The organism is Escherichia sp. E4742 (assembly GCF_005843885.1).
Lineage (GTDB): Bacteria > Pseudomonadota > Gammaproteobacteria > Enterobacterales > Enterobacteriaceae > Escherichia.
Genome location: NZ_CP040443.1, coordinates 1,569,023 through 1,588,174, shown reverse-complemented (window position 1 = coordinate 1,588,174; position 19,152 = coordinate 1,569,023). Strand labels below are relative to the sequence as shown.

Annotated in this window: 22 protein-coding genes; 15 read left to right on the top strand and 7 right to left on the bottom strand. The window is 51.6% G+C overall.

All coding sequences use genetic code 11. From position 1 onward, the window contains the following. Window positions 1-9: 9 nt before the first annotated feature. Both FEM44_RS07765 and crp read right to left on the bottom strand, forming a co-directional pair. The gene (locus FEM44_RS07765; protein WP_000269295.1) at window positions 10-2,100 is read right to left on the bottom strand and encodes a YccS/YhfK family putative transporter; all 2,091 of its coding nucleotides are present in this window, start codon (window positions 2,098-2,100) and stop codon (window positions 10-12) included. A gap of 50 nt (window positions 2,101-2,150) precedes the next feature. Next, window positions 2,151-2,783, bottom strand: coding sequence for a cAMP-activated global transcriptional regulator CRP (gene crp / locus FEM44_RS07760; RefSeq protein WP_000242755.1), 633 nt, complete (start codon window positions 2,781-2,783; stop codon window positions 2,151-2,153). A gap of 301 nt (window positions 2,784-3,084) precedes the next feature. On the opposite strand from crp, the gene FEM44_RS07755 reads away from it, so the two are divergent. Further along, window positions 3,085-3,489: an OsmC family protein gene (locus FEM44_RS07755; RefSeq protein WP_001148908.1), complete on the top strand. Its 405-nt coding sequence runs from the start codon at window positions 3,085-3,087 to the stop codon at window positions 3,487-3,489. Window positions 3,490-3,543: 54 nt separating this feature from the next. Here FEM44_RS07755 and FEM44_RS07750 read toward each other — a convergent pair whose 3' ends face one another. From FEM44_RS07750 to FEM44_RS07735, 4 genes are read right to left on the bottom strand one after another with little or no spacing between them, the layout of a single operon-like run. Further along, window positions 3,544-4,413 (bottom strand): phosphoribulokinase, encoded by an 870-nt coding sequence (locus tag FEM44_RS07750; RefSeq protein WP_135522524.1) that lies wholly within the window; start codon window positions 4,411-4,413, stop codon window positions 3,544-3,546. Between the two features lie 53 nt (window positions 4,414-4,466). Then, window positions 4,467-4,685, bottom strand: coding sequence for a YheU family protein (locus tag FEM44_RS07745; RefSeq protein WP_064527543.1), 219 nt, complete (start codon window positions 4,683-4,685; stop codon window positions 4,467-4,469). Beyond that, window positions 4,679-5,701, bottom strand: a complete 1,023-nt coding sequence (locus tag FEM44_RS07740) for a hydrolase (RefSeq protein WP_135522525.1) — start codon at window positions 5,699-5,701, stop codon at window positions 4,679-4,681. Before FEM44_RS07740 ends, FEM44_RS07745 begins: the two co-directional genes overlap by 7 nt. Beyond that, window positions 5,701-7,614 carry an ABC transporter ATP-binding protein gene (locus tag FEM44_RS07735; RefSeq protein WP_000634789.1) on the bottom strand — a complete coding sequence of 638 codons (1,914 nt, stop codon included), beginning with the start codon at window positions 7,612-7,614 and terminating at the stop codon, window positions 5,701-5,703. Before FEM44_RS07735 ends, FEM44_RS07740 begins: the two co-directional genes overlap by 1 nt. Before the next feature lie 130 nt (window positions 7,615-7,744). Here FEM44_RS07735 and kefG point away from each other — a divergent pair, with 130 nt between their 5' ends. The 4 genes from kefG (at window position 7,745) to slyD (ending at window position 10,996) form a co-directional block, all read left to right on the top strand. Beyond that, complete coding sequence (kefG, locus tag FEM44_RS07730; protein ID WP_001297514.1) at window positions 7,745-8,296, top strand: glutathione-regulated potassium-efflux system ancillary protein KefG; 552 nt, start codon at window positions 7,745-7,747, stop codon at window positions 8,294-8,296. Then, window positions 8,296-10,101, top strand: a complete 1,806-nt coding sequence (gene kefB, locus FEM44_RS07725; RefSeq protein WP_135522526.1) for a glutathione-regulated potassium-efflux system protein KefB — start codon at window positions 8,296-8,298, stop codon at window positions 10,099-10,101. The genes kefG and kefB overlap by 1 nt, the downstream gene beginning before the upstream one ends. 9 nt (window positions 10,102-10,110) lie before the next feature. Continuing rightward, complete coding sequence (locus FEM44_RS07720) at window positions 10,111-10,311, top strand: YheV family putative zinc ribbon protein (protein WP_001007734.1); 201 nt, start codon at window positions 10,111-10,113, stop codon at window positions 10,309-10,311. Between the two features lie 94 nt (window positions 10,312-10,405). Further along, window positions 10,406-10,996 (top strand): peptidylprolyl isomerase, encoded by a 591-nt coding sequence (gene slyD, locus FEM44_RS07715; RefSeq protein ID WP_000861334.1) that lies wholly within the window; start codon window positions 10,406-10,408, stop codon window positions 10,994-10,996. Between the two features lie 48 nt (window positions 10,997-11,044). Here the strand turns inward: slyD and FEM44_RS07710 are convergent, their stop codons facing one another. Continuing rightward, window positions 11,045-11,263: a protein SlyX gene (locus FEM44_RS07710; RefSeq protein WP_064527535.1), complete on the bottom strand. Its 219-nt coding sequence runs from the start codon at window positions 11,261-11,263 to the stop codon at window positions 11,045-11,047. 220 nt (window positions 11,264-11,483) lie between these two features. On the opposite strand from FEM44_RS07710, the gene fkpA reads away from it, so the two are divergent. From fkpA to bfd, 10 genes are all read left to right on the top strand, one after another. Then, window positions 11,484-12,296, top strand: a complete 813-nt coding sequence (gene fkpA, locus FEM44_RS07705; protein WP_130208921.1) for an FKBP-type peptidyl-prolyl cis-trans isomerase — start codon at window positions 11,484-11,486, stop codon at window positions 12,294-12,296. A gap of 166 nt (window positions 12,297-12,462) precedes the next feature. Beyond that, the gene (locus FEM44_RS07700) at window positions 12,463-13,185 is read left to right on the top strand and encodes a helix-turn-helix transcriptional regulator (protein ID WP_000091466.1); all 723 of its coding nucleotides are present in this window, start codon (window positions 12,463-12,465) and stop codon (window positions 13,183-13,185) included. Continuing rightward, complete coding sequence (tusD, locus tag FEM44_RS07695) at window positions 13,185-13,571, top strand: sulfurtransferase complex subunit TusD (protein WP_001209689.1); 387 nt, start codon at window positions 13,185-13,187, stop codon at window positions 13,569-13,571. The genes FEM44_RS07700 and tusD overlap by 1 nt, the downstream gene beginning before the upstream one ends. Then, on the top strand, window positions 13,571-13,930 hold the full coding sequence (gene tusC / locus FEM44_RS07690; RefSeq protein ID WP_135522527.1) for a sulfurtransferase complex subunit TusC: 360 nt from the start codon (window positions 13,571-13,573) through the stop codon (window positions 13,928-13,930). The genes tusD and tusC overlap by 1 nt, the downstream gene beginning before the upstream one ends. Before the next feature lie 7 nt (window positions 13,931-13,937). Next, on the top strand, window positions 13,938-14,225 hold the full coding sequence (tusB, locus tag FEM44_RS07685) for a sulfurtransferase complex subunit TusB (protein ID WP_135522528.1): 288 nt from the start codon (window positions 13,938-13,940) through the stop codon (window positions 14,223-14,225). Between the two features lie 125 nt (window positions 14,226-14,350). Further along, window positions 14,351-14,725, top strand: a complete 375-nt coding sequence (rpsL, locus tag FEM44_RS07680) for a 30S ribosomal protein S12 (RefSeq protein WP_000246815.1) — start codon at window positions 14,351-14,353, stop codon at window positions 14,723-14,725. Window positions 14,726-14,820: 95 nt separating this feature from the next. Beyond that, window positions 14,821-15,291 (top strand): 30S ribosomal protein S7, encoded by a 471-nt coding sequence (rpsG, locus tag FEM44_RS07675; protein WP_001138043.1) that lies wholly within the window; start codon window positions 14,821-14,823, stop codon window positions 15,289-15,291. Window positions 15,292-15,387: 96 nt separating this feature from the next. Beyond that, window positions 15,388-17,502, top strand: a complete 2,115-nt coding sequence (gene fusA, locus FEM44_RS07670) for an elongation factor G (RefSeq protein WP_130208915.1) — start codon at window positions 15,388-15,390, stop codon at window positions 17,500-17,502. A gap of 70 nt (window positions 17,503-17,572) precedes the next feature. Further along, window positions 17,573-18,757: an elongation factor Tu gene (tuf, locus tag FEM44_RS07665; protein ID WP_000031784.1), complete on the top strand. Its 1,185-nt coding sequence runs from the start codon at window positions 17,573-17,575 to the stop codon at window positions 18,755-18,757. A 182-nt stretch (window positions 18,758-18,939) separates the two neighbouring features. Beyond that, window positions 18,940-19,134, top strand: a complete 195-nt coding sequence (gene bfd / locus FEM44_RS07660; RefSeq protein ID WP_000289090.1) for a bacterioferritin-associated ferredoxin — start codon at window positions 18,940-18,942, stop codon at window positions 19,132-19,134. The last annotated feature ends 18 nt before the right edge of the window (window positions 19,135-19,152 follow it).

Sequence of the window (19,152 nt, the reverse complement as noted above, 5' to 3'; positions counted from 1 at the left end):
ATGATGATATTACGCCTTCGAATCCCGTAACTTCCGGCTCAACCAAATCCCGTGATGTGGTCGCTGCCGCCAGGCCATCGCTGAAATGGTGTGCATTGTATTCAGATGGCCAATAACGCGTTGTAAATGCTGCTCCAGCGTGCCAGACGCGCCTTCGTGTGGCAGCATCTCTGGCGAGTCTATGATATTGGCGTCACCAGAACTACCCGGTTCATCATATTCCAGGCGCTGCTGACAGCGTTGAATAGCGATTTCACAAGACTGCAAATATTCCTGCGCCAGCTCCGGTGGTAATGTCCGGTGTTCTCGCGCCAGCGTGGTCATGGCATTAATATGTTCAACAATAAACTGACTATGTGTTACCCACAGTTTCATGTCAGCCAGATAATGGCTGTTAAATGCCGGTTCCTGCATCGCCTGATTTAATGAGTTATACAGAGTGTTATGTGCCTGATTAACCCGCATTCGCTGCCAGGCCAGTGGTGTTGGTTGCGGATCTTTACTCAGGATCAGACGAATCGCTTCCTGGTAGGTTTCTAAAGCATCATGGGCGTTCTTACGCAATAACCCGCTCTGCCACTGCGGCCATAGCCAAACTGTGCCGCCGAAGGCAATCAGACAGCCGATGATAGTATCGATAAGACGCGGAATGATGTATTGCTCGCCATTCAGCCATAACAGTTGCAGGGTATATACAGCGGTAATGGTAAAACCGACCGTCGCCCAGCCGTAGTTTTTGCGCAATATCAGGTAACTGGCGAGCGTGGTGAAAAGCATCAGCGTCAGGGTGTAACCTTCAGGGATTTTAAAGTGCAGCGCAACGCCTGCAATAATTAATCCAACCACGGTTCCCACAGAACGATTCACAATCCGCAGGCGAGTAGCGCCATAACCATTTTGCGTCACCAGCAATACCGTCATTAGTATCCAATAGGATTTCGGCAGATGCAGCGCGGTGCCCATCAGACTGGCAATGCTTAACATCACACTCAGTCGTCCGGCATTACGCAGTGCTGGCGATTTCAGGGAAAGATAGCTTTTCAGCGCCGGAAGTAATGGCATCCGCCGCTGTTTATCCGCCAGCAGATCGCGGGCATAGAGCGGTTTCTGGGTACGCAGCACACGAGCGATGCGGCTGAAGTGCCAGTAGCAGAATTGCCCTACAGGGTTATCTGGATGCTGGCGGGCGATTTTCTCCAGTGCGCCAATTTGCTTTTCCATCGTAAAACGCGTCGGCAGGCGATGGTAAAGAATATCATCAGCCAGCACGCGCAGGCGAGCGGCGACGGTTTGCGCATTCCAGCGGATAACTTCTTCCGCATGGCTACGCTCAACCAGCTTTTGCACCTCTTCCGGCTGATGCAAACTGACCGAGATGTGTTCCTGTAAATCCAGTGCCTCCTGGAAAATGCGCAACATCCGCTTGTAGTCAGTATTATTTTGCGCGGAAAGCATGTGCATTTGCTGATAGCACTGGGTAATTAAATCGACCGCTTTTTGCTGGCGTTCCAGCAGCGGTGGCAACGCTTTCTCAGGATCGGTGTGCTGGGTAAGCAGGCTGTATTTGGCTTCGCAATAATCTGCCAGTTCACGGTACAGCAGGCTAAGTGACTCGCGTAGCGGTTGTTCGCGCCAGAGCCAGAACCAAAACCAGTTAAACAGCCCATACCAGAGTGTGCCTAACGCATAAATGAGCAATGGCTCCCATACCGGCATATATCCCGCCAGACTGAGGGTAAAAATGGCAGCCAGCAGCGATGCAGGAAGCAATTTTGCGTGTAATGGGCCTAACTCGGCAGTAACGCCAAGTATCAACGTTAACCCCGTCAGCAGAAATGGCAGGGGGATATCTTTTTCCAGCAGCAGTTGTGTTAGCAAGCTGCAGGTGGCAAACAGCGACGCACCAATAATTAAACGTTTGAAAAAACGTTTATGGGGGGTATCAAGCCCTGCAATATTGCAACAGGCGGGGACGAGGGAAAAGAGCAGCCCGAGTCTTAATTCGCCAAGCAACAGACCAACGGCCACGGGCAAACATAGCACCAGCGTTTGTCGTAGTGCGTAGTTAATATCGGGATGATAAATCAGTCTGCGCCACATCGGTTTAAACAAAATGGCGCGCTACCAGGTAACGCGCCACTCCGATGGGATCAACGGGTGCCGTAAACGACGATGGTTTTTCCGTGTGCGGAGATCAGGTTCTGATCTTCCAGCATCTTCAGAATGCGTCCCACGGTTTCACGAGAACAGCCGACAATTTGACCAATTTCCTGACGGGTAATTTTAATTTGCATACCGTCCGGGTGAGTCATAGCATCCGGTTGTTTCGCCAGATTCAGCAGAGTCTGTGCAATGCGACCCGTTACATCGAGGAAAGCGAGGTTGCCCACTTTCTCTGAAGTGACTTGCAGACGACGTGCCATCTGTGCGGAGAGACGCATCAGAATATCCGGGTTTACCTGAATTAATTGGCGGAATTTTTTGTAGGAAATTTCAGCCACTTCACAGGCAGTTTTCGCACGTACCCATGCGCTACGTTCCTGGCCTTCTTCAAACAGGCCCAATTCGCCAATAAAATCACCCTGATTCAGATAAGAGAGGATCATTTCTTTACCCTCCTCGTCTTTGATCAGCACTGCCACAGAGCCTTTAACGATGTAGTACAGCGTTTCCGCTTTTTCACCCTGGTGAATAAGCGTGCTCTTGGATGGGTACTTATGAATGTGGCAATGAGACAAGAACCATTCGAGAGTCGGGTCTGTTTGCGGTTTGCCAAGCACCATGCGCGGTTATCCTCTGTTATAAGCTTTCTCCAGAGCCAGAAAACGCCGCTGTCTCTGGATTGCCGAAATGTGCTTCCCGCTACCTGGGAAGGGGCTATCAACTGAACTGCACGGTAATGTGGCGTCCTTTACATACATGCAGTACATCAATGTATTACTGTAGCATCCTGACTGTTTTAGCATAGCTTTCGCGTTGTGTCTCCTGGTGTCTCGCTTCAGCATGACCCAGGTCGCCTTCCGTTGCGCGATTTGGTCAGTACGCGTACTCTGTCAGGAAAATTGACGCAATGGAGTTCCGATTATGCAAGCGCGTGTGAAGTGGGTTGAAGGGTTAACTTTTTTGGGCGAATCTGCCTCTGGTCACCAGATTTTAATGGATGGCAACTCTGGCGATAAAGCGCCCAGCCCGATGGAAATGGTGCTGATGGCGGCGGGTGGCTGTAGCGCCATTGATGTGGTTTCTATCCTGCAAAAAGGGCGTCAGGATGTGGTCGATTGTGAAGTAAAATTAACCTCTGAACGCCGCGAAGAGGCTCCCCGCCTGTTTACCCATATCAATTTGCATTTTATCGTCACCGGTCGCGACCTGAAGGACGCAGCGGTTGCGCGTGCGGTCGATCTATCAGCCGAGAAGTATTGCTCAGTCGCGTTGATGCTGGAAAAAGCGGTGAATATTACCCACTCGTATGAAGTGGTTGCTGCGTGATTTAACTATCCCGTTGTGAAGCCGGATAGTATTTTATCCGGCGTAATAGCAGAGTTACTCGATTTTCTTTCCTTCCATCAATCGCTGCACCAGCGGCAGCATAATTAACTCCATTGCCAGACCCATTTTGCCGCCCGGCACCACTAATGTATTGATGTGGGAAATGAATGAGCCCTGCAACATCGCCAGTAGCCAGGGGAAATCGATCTCTTCCAGATTACGAAAATGGATCACCACAAAGCTTTCATCTAGCGATGGAATGCCTTTTGCCGCGAACGGGTTTGAAGTGTCGACGGTGGGAACGCGCTGGAAGTTAAGATGGGTGCGGGAAAATTGCGGTGTGATGTAGTTGATATAATCTTCCATTGAGCGAACTACCGAGTCCATCACCGCTTCTCGCGAGTGCCCGCGCTCGCCGGTATCGCGAATGAGTTTTTGAATCCACTCAAGGTTAACGATAGGCACTACGCCAACCAGTAAGTCTACATGCTGCGCAACGTTATGTTGCGGGGTGACTACGCCGCCGTGTAAACCTTCATAAAACAGTACATCGGTCGGTTCCGGTAAAGGTTGCCATGGGGTGAATGTCCCCGGTACCTGATTCCACGGTACGGCTTCGTCGTAGGTATGTAGATATTTGCGAGATTTCCCTTTGCCGCTCTGGCCATATTCAATAAAGGTCTGTTCCAGCAGGCCGAAGTCGTTAGCTTCGGGACCGAAGTAGCTGATATGCCGCCCGGCGTCGCGCGCTTTGCGGATCGCCATGTCCATTTCCGGGCGGGTGTAGCGGTGAAAACTGTCGCCTTCCACCTCGGCGGCTTGCAGATTTAACTGGGCGAATATTTTACGAAACGCGAGGCTGGTGGTGGTAGTCCCCGCGCCGCTGGATCCTGTTACCGCAATGACCGGATGTTTGGCAGACATAGTAACTCCATGACTTGGCAATCATTATTATTTCGTCCGCCGACGGTTGCAGGTTATTCGCGAAACTGACTGCGCGGCATGATATTGACCGTCTCGTGCAGTTCCGACCAGACCAGTACCGCTTCTCCGCACTGTAGCTGGCGTTTGACGTCGGCGACTTTCTGTTCAAGCGTACGCTCTTGTTCACCATAATCGGTGCCTTCACGTAACACAAAGCTTTCAATTAAATTTTCCAGCGTTTCAGGGGAGATGTCTTGCCAGGGAATCAACATGATTTCGCCTCCAGATACGTTGTTAACCAGTCAGGAATGCGTGACTCCAGCCACATTTGCGGGTGAAGTAATGTACCGCCAATAAAACCAACATGACCCCCATGTTCGGTCAGTTGATACTCTACTTGCGGAGGAAGATTTTCCGGTTTCGGGATCACCTGATGATCCATAAACGGATCGTCTTTGGCGTGAATAATCAGCGTCGGTTTAGCGATCCGGTTCAGCATAGGCATGGCGCTACACTGACGATAATAGTCGATAGCGTCGGCGTAGCCGTGAATTCTGGCGGTGATCAGATCGTCAAATTCACGGATGCGACGTACCGATTTTAACTGCGCGAGATTAATCGGTAGCGTACCGGGGTAGGCCGCCAGCTTGCGTGCAGCATTGGCTTTTAGCAGGTTCAGCAAATAACGCTGATAAACGCGGGAAAAGCCCTTTTCCATATGGTAACTACAGGCTTCCAGCACAAACGGCGCGGAGACAACCACCGCCGCATCAATCGGGAGATTATTACCTTCTTTTGCCAGCAAACAGGCCAGCATATTACCGCCGAGCGAATAGCCGACGGCAGCCGTTGACGCATGACCAAACTCGCGTTGCAGCCAGCGTAAAAACCAACTGGCGTCTTCGGTTTCGCCCGAATGGTAAATGCGGTGCATGCGGTTAGGTTCACCGCTGCATCCGCGAAAATGCATCACCACACCCAGCCAGCCGCGCTTTTTCGCCGCATCAACCAGTCCATGGGCGTAAGGGCTATTGAGGCTGCCTTCGAGCCCGTGAAACACCACTAAACGCGGTTTATGTTTCGCCTGTGCAGGATCTTCACTCCACGCGAGATCGACAAAATCGCCGTCGGGCAACTCCAGCCGCTGCCAGTGCGGAGTGAATTTCACCTGACGACGAAACAGACGCGGCAGCATGGTTTGTAGATGGCAATTGCTGAAACCGCGCATAGGGATGAATTCAGCACTGCTGCTGAATTCATTGGCATCGGTCGTCGTTATCTGCGCCATCAGTTGCTTTGGCCTTCCAGCAGCATCTGCTCAAGCTGCTCCTGGGCTTCCAGCCATGCCATTTCGCACTCTTCCAGCCCGGATTTAGCGCTCGCTTGTTGTTGCAGGCAGGCGGTCAGTTCCGCTTTACGGCTCTGATCGTACAGTTCGCTGTCGCCGAGTTTCTCTTCCGCCTGCGCCAGTTGCGCATTCAGCTTCTCCATCTCTTTTTCCAGACGGGCGATCTCTTTACGTAGCGGCTGGGTTTGCGCACGCAGCTCCGCTTCCCGACGCTTCTGATCTTTACGTGCCTGGGCGCTGTTCGCGTTCTCTTTTGGCGCTTCGTCGGCCTGGTTTTCCTGCTTTTGTACGTCGCTCAACCACTGTTGATAATCTTCCAGATCGCCGTCGAACGGTTCGACTTTACGATCGTGAACCAGATAGAGATCGTCAGTGGTGGAACGCAGCAAATGACGGTCGTGCGAAACGACAACCAGCGCGCCTTCAAACTCGATCAACGCTTCAGTCAGTGCCTGACGCATGTCGAGATCAAGGTGGTTAGTCGGTTCGTCGAGCAGCAGCAGATTCGGACGCTGCCAGACAATTAATGCCAGCACCAGGCGGGCTTTTTCTCCACCGGAGAAGCGGCGCGTTTCTTCCGTCACTTTATCGCCCTGGAAACCAAAGCCGCCGAGATAGTCACGCAGTTTTTGCTCCAGTTCCTGCGGCGCTAAACGTGCCAGATGTTGAATAGGCGATTCGTCGGCGCGCAGGTATTCCAGTTGATGCTGGGCGAAGTAGCCGAGCTTGATCCCTTTCGCCAGACCAATTTCACCGCTGACTGGCGCAAGTTCACCGGCCAACAGTTTGATTAATGTCGATTTACCCGCGCCGTTGCGGCCTAGCAGACCAATGCGCGAGCCGGGGACCAGATTCAGTTTAATCGAGTCGAGAATAATGCGATCGCCATAGCCCGCACTGACTTTTTCCATCTTCAGTAACGGATTTGGCAGGCTTTCCGGCGCGCGGAAACTAAAGCGGAACGGGTTGTCGACGTGCGCGGGGGCAATCAGCTCCATACGCTCGAGCATCTTAATGCGGCTCTGGGCCTGCTTCGCTTTGGTGGCTTTGGCACGGAAACGGTCGATATAACTTTGCAGATGCGCTACGCGTTCCTGCTGGCTTTCATACATCGCTTGTTGCTGCGCCAGACGGGTGGCGCGCTGTACTTCAAACGAACTGTAGTTGCCGGTGTACTCGAACATGCTTTGTTGTTCGATATGAATAATTTTATCCACTATCGGATCGAGGAAGTCGCGGTCATGAGAGATCAGGATCAGCGTGCCCTGATAGCTCTTCAGCCATTTTTCCAGCCAGATAACGGCATCGAGATCGAGGTGGTTAGTCGGTTCGTCGAGCAGCAGCAAGTCTGAACGGCAAATCAGCGCCTGGGCGAGGTTAAGACGCATACGCCAGCCACCGGAGAAATCACTCACCGGGCGCTCCAGTTGTTCATTGCTGAAACCGAGGCCGTGCAGCAGGCTGGCGGCGCGGGAGCGAATACTCCATGCGTCGATAGCATCCAGCTTGCCATGAATGGTCGCAATGGCGTGCCCATCGTTACGTTCGTTGGCGTCGTGGAGTTGCGCTTCCAGTTGGCGATATTCACGGTCGCCGTCAATGACGTATTCCAGCGCCGCTTGCGGTAGCGCCGGCGTTTCCTGATTCACCCACGCCAATTGCCAGCTTCCCGGAAAGGTGTAGCTGCCGCCGTCGGCGCTGATTTCATTTTTCAGCAATGCCAGCAGGGTAGATTTACCACAGCCGTTTTTACCCACCAGGCCGACTTTCTGCCCGGGGTTGATGGTGGCGGTGGCATTATCCAGCAGGACGCGCACGCCGCGACGAATTTGTAACGAGGAGAAAACAATCATAAGGCGCCGTATGTTCAGACTATGTTAACTTATCATTATGATAATGTAATGTATGGGCGAGCTGCCGCTCCGGGCGCAATGGTAGCCCAAAACAGCGACTATACACAAAAACCATACCGGGAGGGGGATGATGTCTCAGCCAGCGAAAGTTTTGCTGCTGTATGCCCATCCGGAATCTCAGGACTCGGTGGCAAACCGGGTCCTGCTTAAACCGGCCACGCAGCTCAGCAATGTTACCGTGCACGACCTTTACGCGCACTATCCCGATTTTTTTATTGATATCCCCCGTGAGCAGGCATTACTGCGCGAGCACGAGGTGATTGTCTTTCAGCATCCTCTTTATACCTATAGCTGCCCGGCGTTACTGAAAGAGTGGCTGGACCGGGTATTAAGTCGTGGTTTTGCCAGCGGGCCGGGGGGAAACCAACTGGCGGGAAAGTACTGGCGTAGCGTGATTACCACCGGCGAGCCGGAAAGTGCTTACCGTTATGACGCGTTGAATCGCTACCCGATGAGCGATGTTCTGCGCCCCTTTGAACTGGCGGCGGGCATGTGCCGGATGCATTGGTTAAGTCCCATCATTATTTACTGGGCGAGACGGCAAAGCGCACAGGAGCTGGCGAGCCACGCCAGAGCCTACGGTGACTGGCTGGCAAATCCGCTGTCTCCAGGAGGCCGCTGATGGAAGGTTCCGATTTTTTACTCGCAGGAGTGCTGTTTCTCTTCGCGGCGGTGGCTGCGGTGCCGTTGGCATCGCGGCTGGGTATTGGTGCTGTGCTGGGATATTTGCTGGCAGGAATAGCGATTGGTCCGTGGGGGCTGGGGTTTATTAGCGACGTCGATGAGATCCTCCACTTTTCGGAACTCGGCGTGGTGTTCCTGATGTTTATCATCGGCCTGGAGTTGAATCCTTCCAAACTTTGGCAATTGCGACGCTCGATTTTTGGCGTAGGCGCGGCACAGGTGCTGTTAAGCGCGGCGTTGCTGGCGGGATTATTGATGCTGGCGGATTTCGCCTGGCAGGCGGCGGTGGTCGGTGGCATTGGCCTTGCGATGTCTTCGACCGCAATGGCGTTGCAACTGATGCGTGAGAAAGGGATGAATCGCAGCGAATCCGGCCAGTTAGGTTTCTCGGTACTGCTGTTTCAGGATCTGGCGGTGATCCCGGCACTGGCGTTAGTGCCGTTGTTGGCGGGGTCGGCAGACGAACATTTCGACTGGATGAAGATCGGCATGAAGGTGCTGGCGTTTGTCGGCATGCTGATTGGCGGGCGCTATTTACTGCGTCCGGTATTCCGTTTTATTGCAGCTTCTGGCGTGCGGGAAGTGTTCACCGCCGCGACGCTGCTGCTGGTGTTGGGTTCCGCATTGTTTATGGATGCGCTGGGGCTGTCGATGGCGCTCGGTACGTTTATTGCGGGCGTGCTGCTGGCGGAAAGTGAATATCGCCATGAACTGGAAACGGCTATCGATCCCTTCAAAGGCTTGCTGCTCGGTTTGTTCTTTATCTCTGTCGGCATGTCGCTCAACCTAGGGGTGCTTTATACCCATCTGTTGTGGGTAGTAATAAGCGTGGTTGTGCTGGTGGCGGTGAAAATTCTCGTGCTGTATCTGCTGGCGCGATTGTATGGCGTGCGTAGCTCAGAGCGGATGCAGTTTGCTGGCGTGTTGAGTCAGGGCGGTGAGTTTGCCTTTGTCCTCTTTTCTACCGCTTCTTCACAACGCTTATTCCAGGGCGACCAGATGGCGCTGTTGCTGGTGACGGTGACGCTTTCCATGATGACCACGCCGTTGCTGATGAAGCTGGTGGATAAATGGCTATCCCGCCAGTTTAACGGACCGGAAGAAGAGGATGAAAAACCGTGGGTCAACGATGATAAACCGCAGGTTATAGTCGTGGGCTTCGGGCGCTTTGGTCAGGTGATTGGTCGTTTGCTGATGGCAAATAAAATGCGCATTACCGTGCTGGAGCGGGATATCAGCGCCGTTAACCTGATGCGCAAATATGGCTACAAAGTTTATTACGGCGACGCCACGCAGGTAGATCTTTTACGTTCTGCGGGTGCAGAGGCCGCAGAGTCTATCGTCATCACCTGTAACGAGCCGGAAGACACCATGAAGCTGGTGGAAATATGCCAGCAGCACTTCCCGCATTTGCATATTCTTGCGCGAGCGCGCGGACGTGTCGAAGCACATGAGTTATTACAGGCAGGGGTGACGCAGTTTTCTCGTGAGACATTCTCCAGTGCGTTAGAGTTGGGGCGCAAGACGCTGGTCACGCTTGGCATGCATCCGCATCAGGCGCAGCGGGCGCAGCTGCATTTTCGTCGCCTGGATATGCGAATGCTGCGGGAGTTAATCCCGATGCATGCTGATACCGTACAAATTTCTCGCGCCAGGGAAGCCCGACGCGAACTGGAAGAGATTTTCCAGCGTGAGATGCAACAAGAACGACGCCAGCTGGACGGCTGGGATGAATTTGAGTAGAGGGTAAAGATGGCAATCCGAAAACGTTTTATCGCGGGCGCAAAATGCCCGGCCTGTCAGGCGCAAGATTCCATGGCGATGTGGCGCGAAAATAATATTGATATTGTTGAATGTGTTAAGTGCGGACACCAAATGCGTGAAGTCGATAAAGAAGCCCGCGATCACGTTCGCAAAGATGAGCAAGTGATCGGGATTTTTCATCCGGACTAGCGATATGCGCCGAGTTTTTTTAAGCTAGTGAGTACACGGCTGCAGAATTCCGCTACAATCTGCGCCACTATTCTTCCCATGCTCAGGAGATATCATGAAAGTAGCAAAAGACCTGGTGGTCAGCCTGGCCTATCAGGTACGTACAGAAGACGGTGTGTTGGTTGATGAGTCTCCGGTGAGTGCGCCGCTGGACTATCTGCATGGTCACGGTTCCCTGATCTCTGGCCTGGAAACAGCGCTGGAAGGTCATGAAGTTGGCGACAAATTTGATGTCGCTGTTGGCGCGAACGACGCTTACGGTCAGTACGACGAAAACCTGGTGCAGCGCGTTCCTAAAGACGTATTTATGGGCGTTGATGAACTGCAGGTAGGTATGCGTTTCCTGGCTGAAACCGACCAGGGTCCAGTACCGGTTGAAATCACTGCGGTTGAAGACGATCACGTTGTGGTTGACGGTAACCACATGCTGGCTGGTCAGAATCTGAAATTCAACGTTGAAGTTGTGGCGATTCGCGAAGCGACTGAAGAAGAACTGGCTCATGGTCACGTTCACGGTGCGCACGATCATCACCACGATCACGACCACGACGGTTGCTGCGGCGGTCATGGCCACGATCACGGTCATGAACACGGTGGCGAAGGCTGCTGTGGCGGTAAAGGTAACGGCGGTTGCGGTTGCCACTAATACCGAAAAAGTGACAAAAAAGCGGGGAATCCCCGCTTTTTTTACGCCTCAATAATGTGGCGGTGGCGTTTCCTCAGCCTGCGACGCGATGTTCGACGGCTGGCTGGCTTTTAACTTCTCGGTCAGCAGACGCAGATGATCGCGCAGTTTCGCCATCTCCATTTCATGAGCGGTCACCGTGACGTTCAGTTCTTCAATGGTGATTTCCTGAAAAGCCAGCCGGCTCTCCAGTTCTGCCAGGCGTGCTTCCAATGTTAAATCCTGCATGATTCACCTCTTTTGTCGAATGGTCGCCGCGGATTCTACTTAACTTTGCTGCCCGAGACAGCACTCATTTCGCAGTCATCGAAACTAATTTAAACAAAAAGAGTCTGAAAATAGATGATAATAGGGCGTATCTGTATGTAGATTTGTTCGACAACGTTTTATAGTACCTCTCTGATAATAGTTAACCCAGGGGTGAGATGCCCCGATCCTGGAGATATGGATGAAATCACTGTTTAAAGTAACGCTGCTGGCGACCACAATGGCCGTTGCCCTGCATGCACCAATCACTTTTGCTGCCGAAGCAGCGAAACCAACTGCAACTGCTGACAGCAAAGCAGCGTTCAAAAATGACGATCAGAAATCAGCTTACGCGCTGGGTGCTTCGCTCGGTCGTTACATGGACAATTCTCTGAAAGAACAAGAAAAGCTGGGCATCAAACTGGATAAAGATCAGCTAATCGCGGGTGTTCAGGATGCATTTGCTGATAAAAGCAAACTCTCCGATCAAGAGATCGAACAGACTCTGCAAGCGTTTGAAGCACGCGTGAAGTCCTCCGCTCAGGCGAAGATGGAAAAAGATGCTGCTGATAACGAAGCGAAAGGTAAAGAGTACCGCGAGAAATTTGCCAAAGAGAAAGGTGTAAAAACCTCTTCAACTGGCTTGGTTTATCAGGTAGTGGAGGCCGGTAAAGGCGAAGCACCGAAAGACAGCGATACTGTAGTAGTGAACTACAAAGGTACGCTGATCGACGGTAAAGAGTTCGATAACTCATACACCCGTGGTGAACCGCTTTCGTTCCGTCTGGACGGCGTGATCCCTGGCTGGACTGAAGGTCTGAAGAACATCAAGAAAGGCGGTAAGATCAAACTGGTTATTCCACCAGAGCTGGCTTACGGCAAAGCGGGCGTTCCGGGGATCCCACCGAACTCTACTCTGGTATTTGACGTAGAACTGCTGGATGTGAAACCAGCACCGAAGGCTGATACGAAGCCAGAAGCAGATGCTAAAGCAGCAGATTCTGCTAAAAAATAAGCATTAAAAACCGCCGCCTGACCAGGCGGCGGTTTTTTTATTGCAGGCCGGATATAATTAGTGCTGGAAAGCGGAACCTCCGCTGTATTAATTTAATTACCCGCATCATTAATGAGCCTGCCCTGAAAAGTTAACGACAGGCTCCTGAAAAGGAGTGTTTTTTTTCATGTCCAGGTCGCTTTTAACCAACGAAACCAGTGAGTTGGATTTACTGGATCAACGTCCTTTCGACCAGACCGATTTTGATATTCTGAAATCCTACGAAGCGGTGGTGGACGGGTTAGCGATGCTCATTGGTTCCCACTGTGAAATCGTTTTGCACTCTTTGCAGGATTTAAAATGTTCAGCCATTCGTATTGCCAACGGCGAACATACAGGCCGGAAGATTGGCTCGCCAATTACCGATCTGGCACTGCGTATGCTGCACGACATGACGGGAGCGGATAGCAGCGTTTCTAAATGCTACTTTACTCGCGCCAAAAGCGGCGTATTAATGAAGTCCCTGACCATCGCGATTCGTAACCGCGAACAGCGTGTAATTGGTCTACTGTGCATCAATATGAATCTTGATGTTCCCTTCTCGCAGATTATGAGCACCTTTGTGCCGCCAGAAACCCCGGACGTCGGTTCAAGTGTCAACTTTGCGTCTTCGGTTGAAGATCTGGTTACCCAAACACTGGAGTTCACCATTGAAGAAGTGAACGCCGATCGTAATGTTTCTAATAACGCCAAAAATCGTCAAATCGTGTTGAATCTTTACGAGAAAGGCATTTTCGATATCAAAGATGCGATTAACCAGGTTGCCGATCGTCTCAACATCTCCAAACATACTGTTTATCTCTATATCCGTCAGTTCAAGAGCGGTGATTTCCAGGGGCAAGATAAGTAATGCGTTTTGCCATCGTGGTGACCGGGCCAGCATACGGAACGCAACAGGCGAGTAGTGCTTTTCAGTTTGCACAGGCGCTGATAGCAGAAGGCCATGAGTTGAGTAGCGTCTTTTTCTACCGGGAAGGGGTCTATAACGCTAACCAGTTAACTTCTCCGGCGAGTGACGAATTTGACCTTGTGCGCGGCTGGCAACAGTTGAACGCTCAACATGGTGTGGCGCTGAATATCTGCGTAGCGGCAGCGTTACGCCGCGGTATCGTCGATGAAACTGAAGCTGGAAGACTGGGGCTGGCCTCGTCAAACCTTCAGCCGGGATTTACCTTAAGCGGACTTGGCGCTCTGGCAGAAGCCTCACTAACCTGTGACAGGGTGGTACAGTTCTGATGAAACGAATAGCGTTTGTCTTTTCTACTGCGCCTCATGGCACCGCGGCTGGTCGCGAGGGATTAGATGCTTTACTGGCAACTTCCGCTTTAACTGACGATCTCGCCGTCTTCTTTATCGCCGATGGCGTTTTTCAGCTTCTGCCAGGACAAAAGCCCGATGCGGTGCTGGCGCGTGATTACATTGCCACTTTTAAATTGCTGGATCTGTATGACATTGAACAGTGCTGGGTTTGTGCGGCTTCTCTGCGCGAACGAGGGTTAGATCCGCAGACACCCTTTGTTGTCGAAGCCACGCCGCTCGAAGCAGATGCCTTACGCCGCGAACTCGCCAACTACGATGTTATTTTGAAATTTTGAGGCGTACATGTTGCACACATTACATCGCTCTCCCTGGCTGACAGATTTTCCTGCGCTGCTGCGTCTGCTCAGTGAGGGCGACGAACTGCTGTTATTACAGGATGGCGTAACTGCCGCAGTTGACGGCAACCGCTACCTTGAAAGTCTGCGTAATGCCCCCATTAAGGTTTATGCCCTGAACGAAGACCTCATTGCCCGCGGTTTGACTGCTCAAATTTCGAACGATGTCATCCCGATTGACTATACTGATTTCGTCAGACTTACGGTTAAGCACACCAGCCAGATGGCCTGGTGACGGCGGGATCGTTGTATATTTCTTGACACCTTTTCGACACCGCCCTAAAATTCGGCGTCCTCATATTGTGTGAGGACGTTTTATTACGTGTTTACGAAGCAAAAGCTAAAACCAGGAGCTATTTAATGGCAACAGTTAACCAGCTGGTACGCAAACCACGTGCTCGCAAAGTTGCGAAAAGCAACGTGCCTGCGCTGGAAGCATGCCCGCAAAAACGTGGCGTATGTACCCGTGTATATACTACCACCCCTAAAAAACCGAACTCCGCGCTGCGTAAAGTATGCCGTGTTCGTCTGACTAACGGTTTCGAAGTGACTTCCTACATCGGTGGTGAAGGTCACAACCTGCAGGAGCACTCCGTGATCCTGATCCGTGGCGGTCGTGTTAAAGACCTCCCGGGTGTTCGTTACCACACCGTACGTGGTGCGCTTGACTGCTCCGGCGTTAAAGACCGTAAGCAGGCTCGTTCCAAGTATGGCGTGAAGCGTCCTAAGGCTTAATGGTTCTCCGTTAAGTAAGGCCAAACGTTTTATATTAATGTCAAACTAAACTCGTAGAGTTTTGGACAATCCTGAATTAACAACGGAGTATTTCCATGCCACGTCGTCGCGTCATTGGTCAGCGTAAAATTCTGCCAGATCCGAAGTTCGGATCAGAACTGCTGGCTAAATTTGTAAATATCCTGATGGTAGATGGTAAAAAATCTACTGCCGAATCTATCGTATACAGCGCGCTGGAGACCCTGGCTCAGCGCTCTGGTAAATCTGAACTGGAAGCATTCGAAGTAGCTCTCGAAAACGTGCGCCCGACTGTAGAAGTTAAGTCTCGCCGCGTTGGTGGTTCTACTTATCAGGTACCAGTTGAAGTCCGTCCGGTTCGTCGTAATGCTCTGGCAATGCGTTGGATCGTTGAAGCTGCTCGTAAACGCGGTGATAAATCCATGGCTCTGCGCCTGGCGAACGAACTTTCCGATGCTGCAGAAAACAAAGGTACTGCAGTTAAGAAACGTGAAGACGTTCACCGTATGGCCGAAGCCAACAAGGCGTTCGCACACTACCGTTGGTAATCCCTTCGGAGTTTTAGTCACCAGGCGGGCGCTTCCAGTAAGCAGCCCGCTTTGGGCTACTTAAATTGAACGCCTAAAAGATAAACGAGGAAACAAATGGCTCGTACAACACCCATCGCACGCTACCGTAACATCGGTATCAGTGCGCACATCGACGCCGGTAAAACCACTACTACCGAACGTATTCTGTTCTACACCGGTGTAAACCATAAAATCGGTGAAGTTCATGACGGCGCTGCAACCATGGACTGGATGGAGCAGGAGCAGGAACGTGGTATTACCATCACTTCCGCTGCAACTACTGCATTCTGGTCTGGTATGGCTAAGCAGTATGAGCCGCATCGCATCAACATCATCGACACCCCGGGGCACGTTGACTTCACAATCGAAGTAGAACGTTCCATGCGTGTTCTCGATGGTGCGGTAATGGTTTACTGCGCAGTTGGTGGTGTTCAGCCGCAGTCTGAAACCGTATGGCGTCAGGCAAACAAATATAAAGTTCCGCGCATTGCGTTCGTTAACAAAATGGACCGCATGGGTGCGAACTTCCTGAAAGTTGTTAACCAGATCAAAACCCGTCTGGGCGCGAACCCGGTTCCGCTGCAGCTGGCGATTGGTGCTGAAGAACATTTCACCGGTGTTGTTGACCTGGTGAAAATGAAAGCTATCAACTGGAACGACGCTGACCAGGGCGTGACCTTCGAATACGAAGATATCCCGGCAGACATGGTTGAGCTGGCTAACGAATGGCACCAGTACCTGATTGAATCCGCAGCTGAAGCTTCTGAAGAGCTGATGGAAAAATACCTGGGTGGTGAAGAACTGACTGAAGCAGAAATCAAAGGTGCTCTGCGTCAGCGCGTTCTGAACAACGAAATCATCCTGGTAACCTGTGGTTCTGCGTTCAAGAACAAAGGTGTTCAGGCGATGCTGGATGCGGTAATTGATTACCTGCCATCCCCGGTTGATGTACCTGCGATCAACGGTATCCTGGACGACGGTAAAGACACTCCGGCTGAACGTCACGCAAGTGATGACGAGCCGTTCTCTGCACTGGCGTTCAAAATCGCTACCGACCCGTTTGTTGGTAACCTGACCTTCTTCCGTGTTTACTCCGGTGTGGTTAACTCTGGTGATACCGTACTGAACTCCGTGAAAGCTGCACGTGAGCGTTTCGGTCGTATCGTTCAGATGCACGCTAACAAACGTGAAGAGATCAAAGAAGTTCGCGCGGGCGACATCGCTGCTGCAATCGGTCTGAAAGACGTAACCACTGGTGACACCCTGTGTGACCCGGATGCGCCGATCATTCTGGAACGTATGGAATTCCCTGAGCCGGTAATCTCCATCGCAGTTGAACCGAAAACCAAAGCTGACCAGGAAAAAATGGGTCTGGCTCTGGGCCGTCTGGCTAAAGAAGACCCGTCTTTCCGTGTATGGACTGACGAAGAATCTAACCAGACCATCATCGCGGGTATGGGCGAACTGCACCTCGACATCATCGTTGACCGTATGAAGCGTGAATTCAACGTTGAAGCGAACGTAGGTAAACCGCAGGTTGCTTACCGTGAAACTATCCGCCAGAAAGTTACCGATGTTGAAGGTAAACACGCGAAACAGTCTGGTGGTCGTGGTCAGTATGGTCATGTTGTTATCGACATGTACCCGCTGGAGCCGGGTTCAAACCCGAAAGGCTACGAGTTCATCAACGACATTAAAGGTGGTGTAATCCCTGGCGAATACATCCCGGCCGTTGATAAAGGTATCCAGGAACAGCTGAAAGCAGGTCCGCTGGCAGGCTACCCGGTAGTAGACATGGGTGTTCGTCTGCACTTCGGTTCTTACCATGACGTTGACTCCTCTGAACTGGCGTTTAAACTGGCTGCTTCTATCGCCTTTAAAGAAGGCTTTAAGAAAGCGAAACCAGTTCTGCTTGAGCCGATCATGAAGGTTGAAGTAGAAACTCCAGAAGAGAACACCGGTGACGTTATCGGTGACTTGAGCCGTCGTCGTGGTATGCTCAAAGGTCAGGAATCTGAAGTTACTGGCGTTAAGATCCACGCTGAAGTACCGCTGTCTGAAATGTTCGGATACGCAACTCAGCTGCGTTCTCTGACCAAAGGTCGTGCATCATACACCATGGAATTCCTGAAGTATGATGAAGCGCCGAGTAACGTTGCTCAGGCCGTAATTGAAGCCCGTGGTAAATAAGCCTAAGGGTTAATACCAAAGTCCCGTGCTCTCTCCTGAAGGGGAGAGCACTATAGTAAGGAATATAGCCGTGTCTAAAGAAAAATTTGAACGTACAAAACCGCACGTTAACGTTGGTACTATCGGCCACGTTGACCACGGTAAAACTACTCTGACCGCAGCAATCACCACCGTACTGGCTAAAACCTACGGCGGTGCTGCTCGTGCATTCGACCAGATCGATAACGCGCCGGAAGAAAAAGCTCGTGGTATCACCATCAACACTTCTCACGTTGAATATGACACCCCGACCCGTCACTACGCACACGTAGACTGCCCGGGGCACGCCGACTATGTTAAAAACATGATCACTGGTGCTGCTCAGATGGACGGCGCGATCCTGGTAGTTGCTGCGACTGACGGCCCGATGCCGCAGACTCGTGAGCACATCCTGCTGGGTCGTCAGGTAGGCGTTCCGTACATCATCGTGTTCCTGAACAAATGCGACATGGTTGATGACGAAGAGCTGCTGGAACTGGTTGAAATGGAAGTTCGTGAACTTCTGTCTCAGTACGACTTCCCGGGCGACGACACTCCGATCGTTCGTGGTTCTGCTCTGAAAGCGCTGGAAGGCGACGCAGAGTGGGAAGCGAAAATCCTGGAACTGGCTGGCTTCCTGGATTCTTACATTCCGGAACCAGAGCGTGCGATTGACAAGCCGTTCCTGCTGCCGATCGAAGACGTATTCTCCATCTCCGGTCGTGGTACCGTTGTTACCGGTCGTGTAGAACGCGGTATCATCAAAGTTGGTGAAGAAGTTGAAATCGTTGGTATCAAAGAGACTCAGAAGTCTACCTGTACTGGCGTTGAAATGTTCCGCAAACTGCTGGACGAAGGCCGTGCTGGTGAGAACGTAGGTGTTCTGCTGCGTGGTATCAAACGTGAAGAAATCGAACGTGGTCAGGTACTGGCTAAGCCGGGCACCATCAAGCCGCACACCAAGTTCGAATCTGAAGTGTACATTCTGTCCAAAGATGAAGGCGGCCGTCATACTCCGTTCTTCAAAGGCTACCGTCCGCAGTTCTACTTCCGTACTACTGACGTGACTGGTACCATCGAACTGCCGGAAGGCGTAGAGATGGTAATGCCGGGCGACAACATCAAAATGGTTGTTACCCTGATCCACCCGATCGCGATGGACGACGGTCTGCGTTTCGCAATCCGTGAAGGCGGCCGTACCGTTGGTGCGGGCGTTGTTGCTAAAGTTCTGAGCTAATTACGCGTTAATTAGTTTTGAATTAAAAAGGGCGCTTAGGCGCCCTTTTTGCTGCCCGTAATTTGAGCTCGAAATATTTCGTCGTAATTTCGCTGGCTGAACTGTGGCGCAAATAAAACTGTGCTATTGTAATCATAACTATTCTCATTTACACTTTGCGCGGAATTTGAACGGGAGTAATCATGTACGTTTGTTTGTGTAATGGTGTAAGTGACAAAAAAATTCGCCAGGCAGTCCGTCAGTTTCATCCTCAGTCTTTCCAACAATTACGCAAGTTTATTCCTGTGGGAAATCAATGTGGTAAGTGTATTCGCGCCGCACGCGAAGTGATGCAGGACGAGTTGATGCAGATGCCCGAATTTAAAGAGATTGCCTGAAGCTCACGCTTATTTTTT

What these genes read in the sequence shown, in the direction of transcription:
- FEM44_RS07720 (WP_001007734.1), top strand. Translation starts at nt 10,111, where the DNA reads ATGGCAATCCGAAAACGTTTTATCGCGGGCGCAAAATGCCCGGCCTGT.
- kefG (WP_001297514.1), top strand. Translation starts at nt 7,745, where the DNA reads ATGTCTCAGCCAGCGAAAGTTTTGCTGCTGTATGCCCATCCGGAATCT.
- tusD (WP_001209689.1), top strand. Translation starts at nt 13,185, where the DNA reads ATGCGTTTTGCCATCGTGGTGACCGGGCCAGCATACGGAACGCAACAG.
- bfd (WP_000289090.1), top strand. Translation starts at nt 18,940, where the DNA reads ATGTACGTTTGTTTGTGTAATGGTGTAAGTGACAAAAAAATTCGCCAG.
- rpsL (WP_000246815.1), top strand. Translation starts at nt 14,351, where the DNA reads ATGGCAACAGTTAACCAGCTGGTACGCAAACCACGTGCTCGCAAAGTT.
- FEM44_RS07700 (WP_000091466.1), top strand. Translation starts at nt 12,463, where the DNA reads ATGTCCAGGTCGCTTTTAACCAACGAAACCAGTGAGTTGGATTTACTG.
- FEM44_RS07755 (WP_001148908.1), top strand. Translation starts at nt 3,085, where the DNA reads ATGCAAGCGCGTGTGAAGTGGGTTGAAGGGTTAACTTTTTTGGGCGAA.
- tusC (WP_135522527.1), top strand. Translation starts at nt 13,571, where the DNA reads ATGAAACGAATAGCGTTTGTCTTTTCTACTGCGCCTCATGGCACCGCG.
- FEM44_RS07765 (WP_000269295.1), bottom strand. Translation starts at nt 2,100, where the DNA reads ATGTGGCGCAGACTGATTTATCATCCCGATATTAACTACGCACTACGA.
- fkpA (WP_130208921.1), top strand. Translation starts at nt 11,484, where the DNA reads ATGAAATCACTGTTTAAAGTAACGCTGCTGGCGACCACAATGGCCGTT.
- tusB (WP_135522528.1), top strand. Translation starts at nt 13,938, where the DNA reads ATGTTGCACACATTACATCGCTCTCCCTGGCTGACAGATTTTCCTGCG.
- crp (WP_000242755.1), bottom strand. Translation starts at nt 2,783, where the DNA reads ATGGTGCTTGGCAAACCGCAAACAGACCCGACTCTCGAATGGTTCTTG.
- rpsG (WP_001138043.1), top strand. Translation starts at nt 14,821, where the DNA reads ATGCCACGTCGTCGCGTCATTGGTCAGCGTAAAATTCTGCCAGATCCG.
- slyD (WP_000861334.1), top strand. Translation starts at nt 10,406, where the DNA reads ATGAAAGTAGCAAAAGACCTGGTGGTCAGCCTGGCCTATCAGGTACGT.
- FEM44_RS07740 (WP_135522525.1), bottom strand. Translation starts at nt 5,701, where the DNA reads ATGGCGCAGATAACGACGACCGATGCCAATGAATTCAGCAGCAGTGCT.
- FEM44_RS07735 (WP_000634789.1), bottom strand. Translation starts at nt 7,614, where the DNA reads ATGATTGTTTTCTCCTCGTTACAAATTCGTCGCGGCGTGCGCGTCCTG.
- fusA (WP_130208915.1), top strand. Translation starts at nt 15,388, where the DNA reads ATGGCTCGTACAACACCCATCGCACGCTACCGTAACATCGGTATCAGT.
- kefB (WP_135522526.1), top strand. Translation starts at nt 8,296, where the DNA reads ATGGAAGGTTCCGATTTTTTACTCGCAGGAGTGCTGTTTCTCTTCGCG.
- FEM44_RS07750 (WP_135522524.1), bottom strand. Translation starts at nt 4,413, where the DNA reads ATGTCTGCCAAACATCCGGTCATTGCGGTAACAGGATCCAGCGGCGCG.
- FEM44_RS07710 (WP_064527535.1), bottom strand. Translation starts at nt 11,263, where the DNA reads ATGCAGGATTTAACATTGGAAGCACGCCTGGCAGAACTGGAGAGCCGG.
- FEM44_RS07745 (WP_064527543.1), bottom strand. Translation starts at nt 4,685, where the DNA reads ATGTTGATTCCCTGGCAAGACATCTCCCCTGAAACGCTGGAAAATTTA.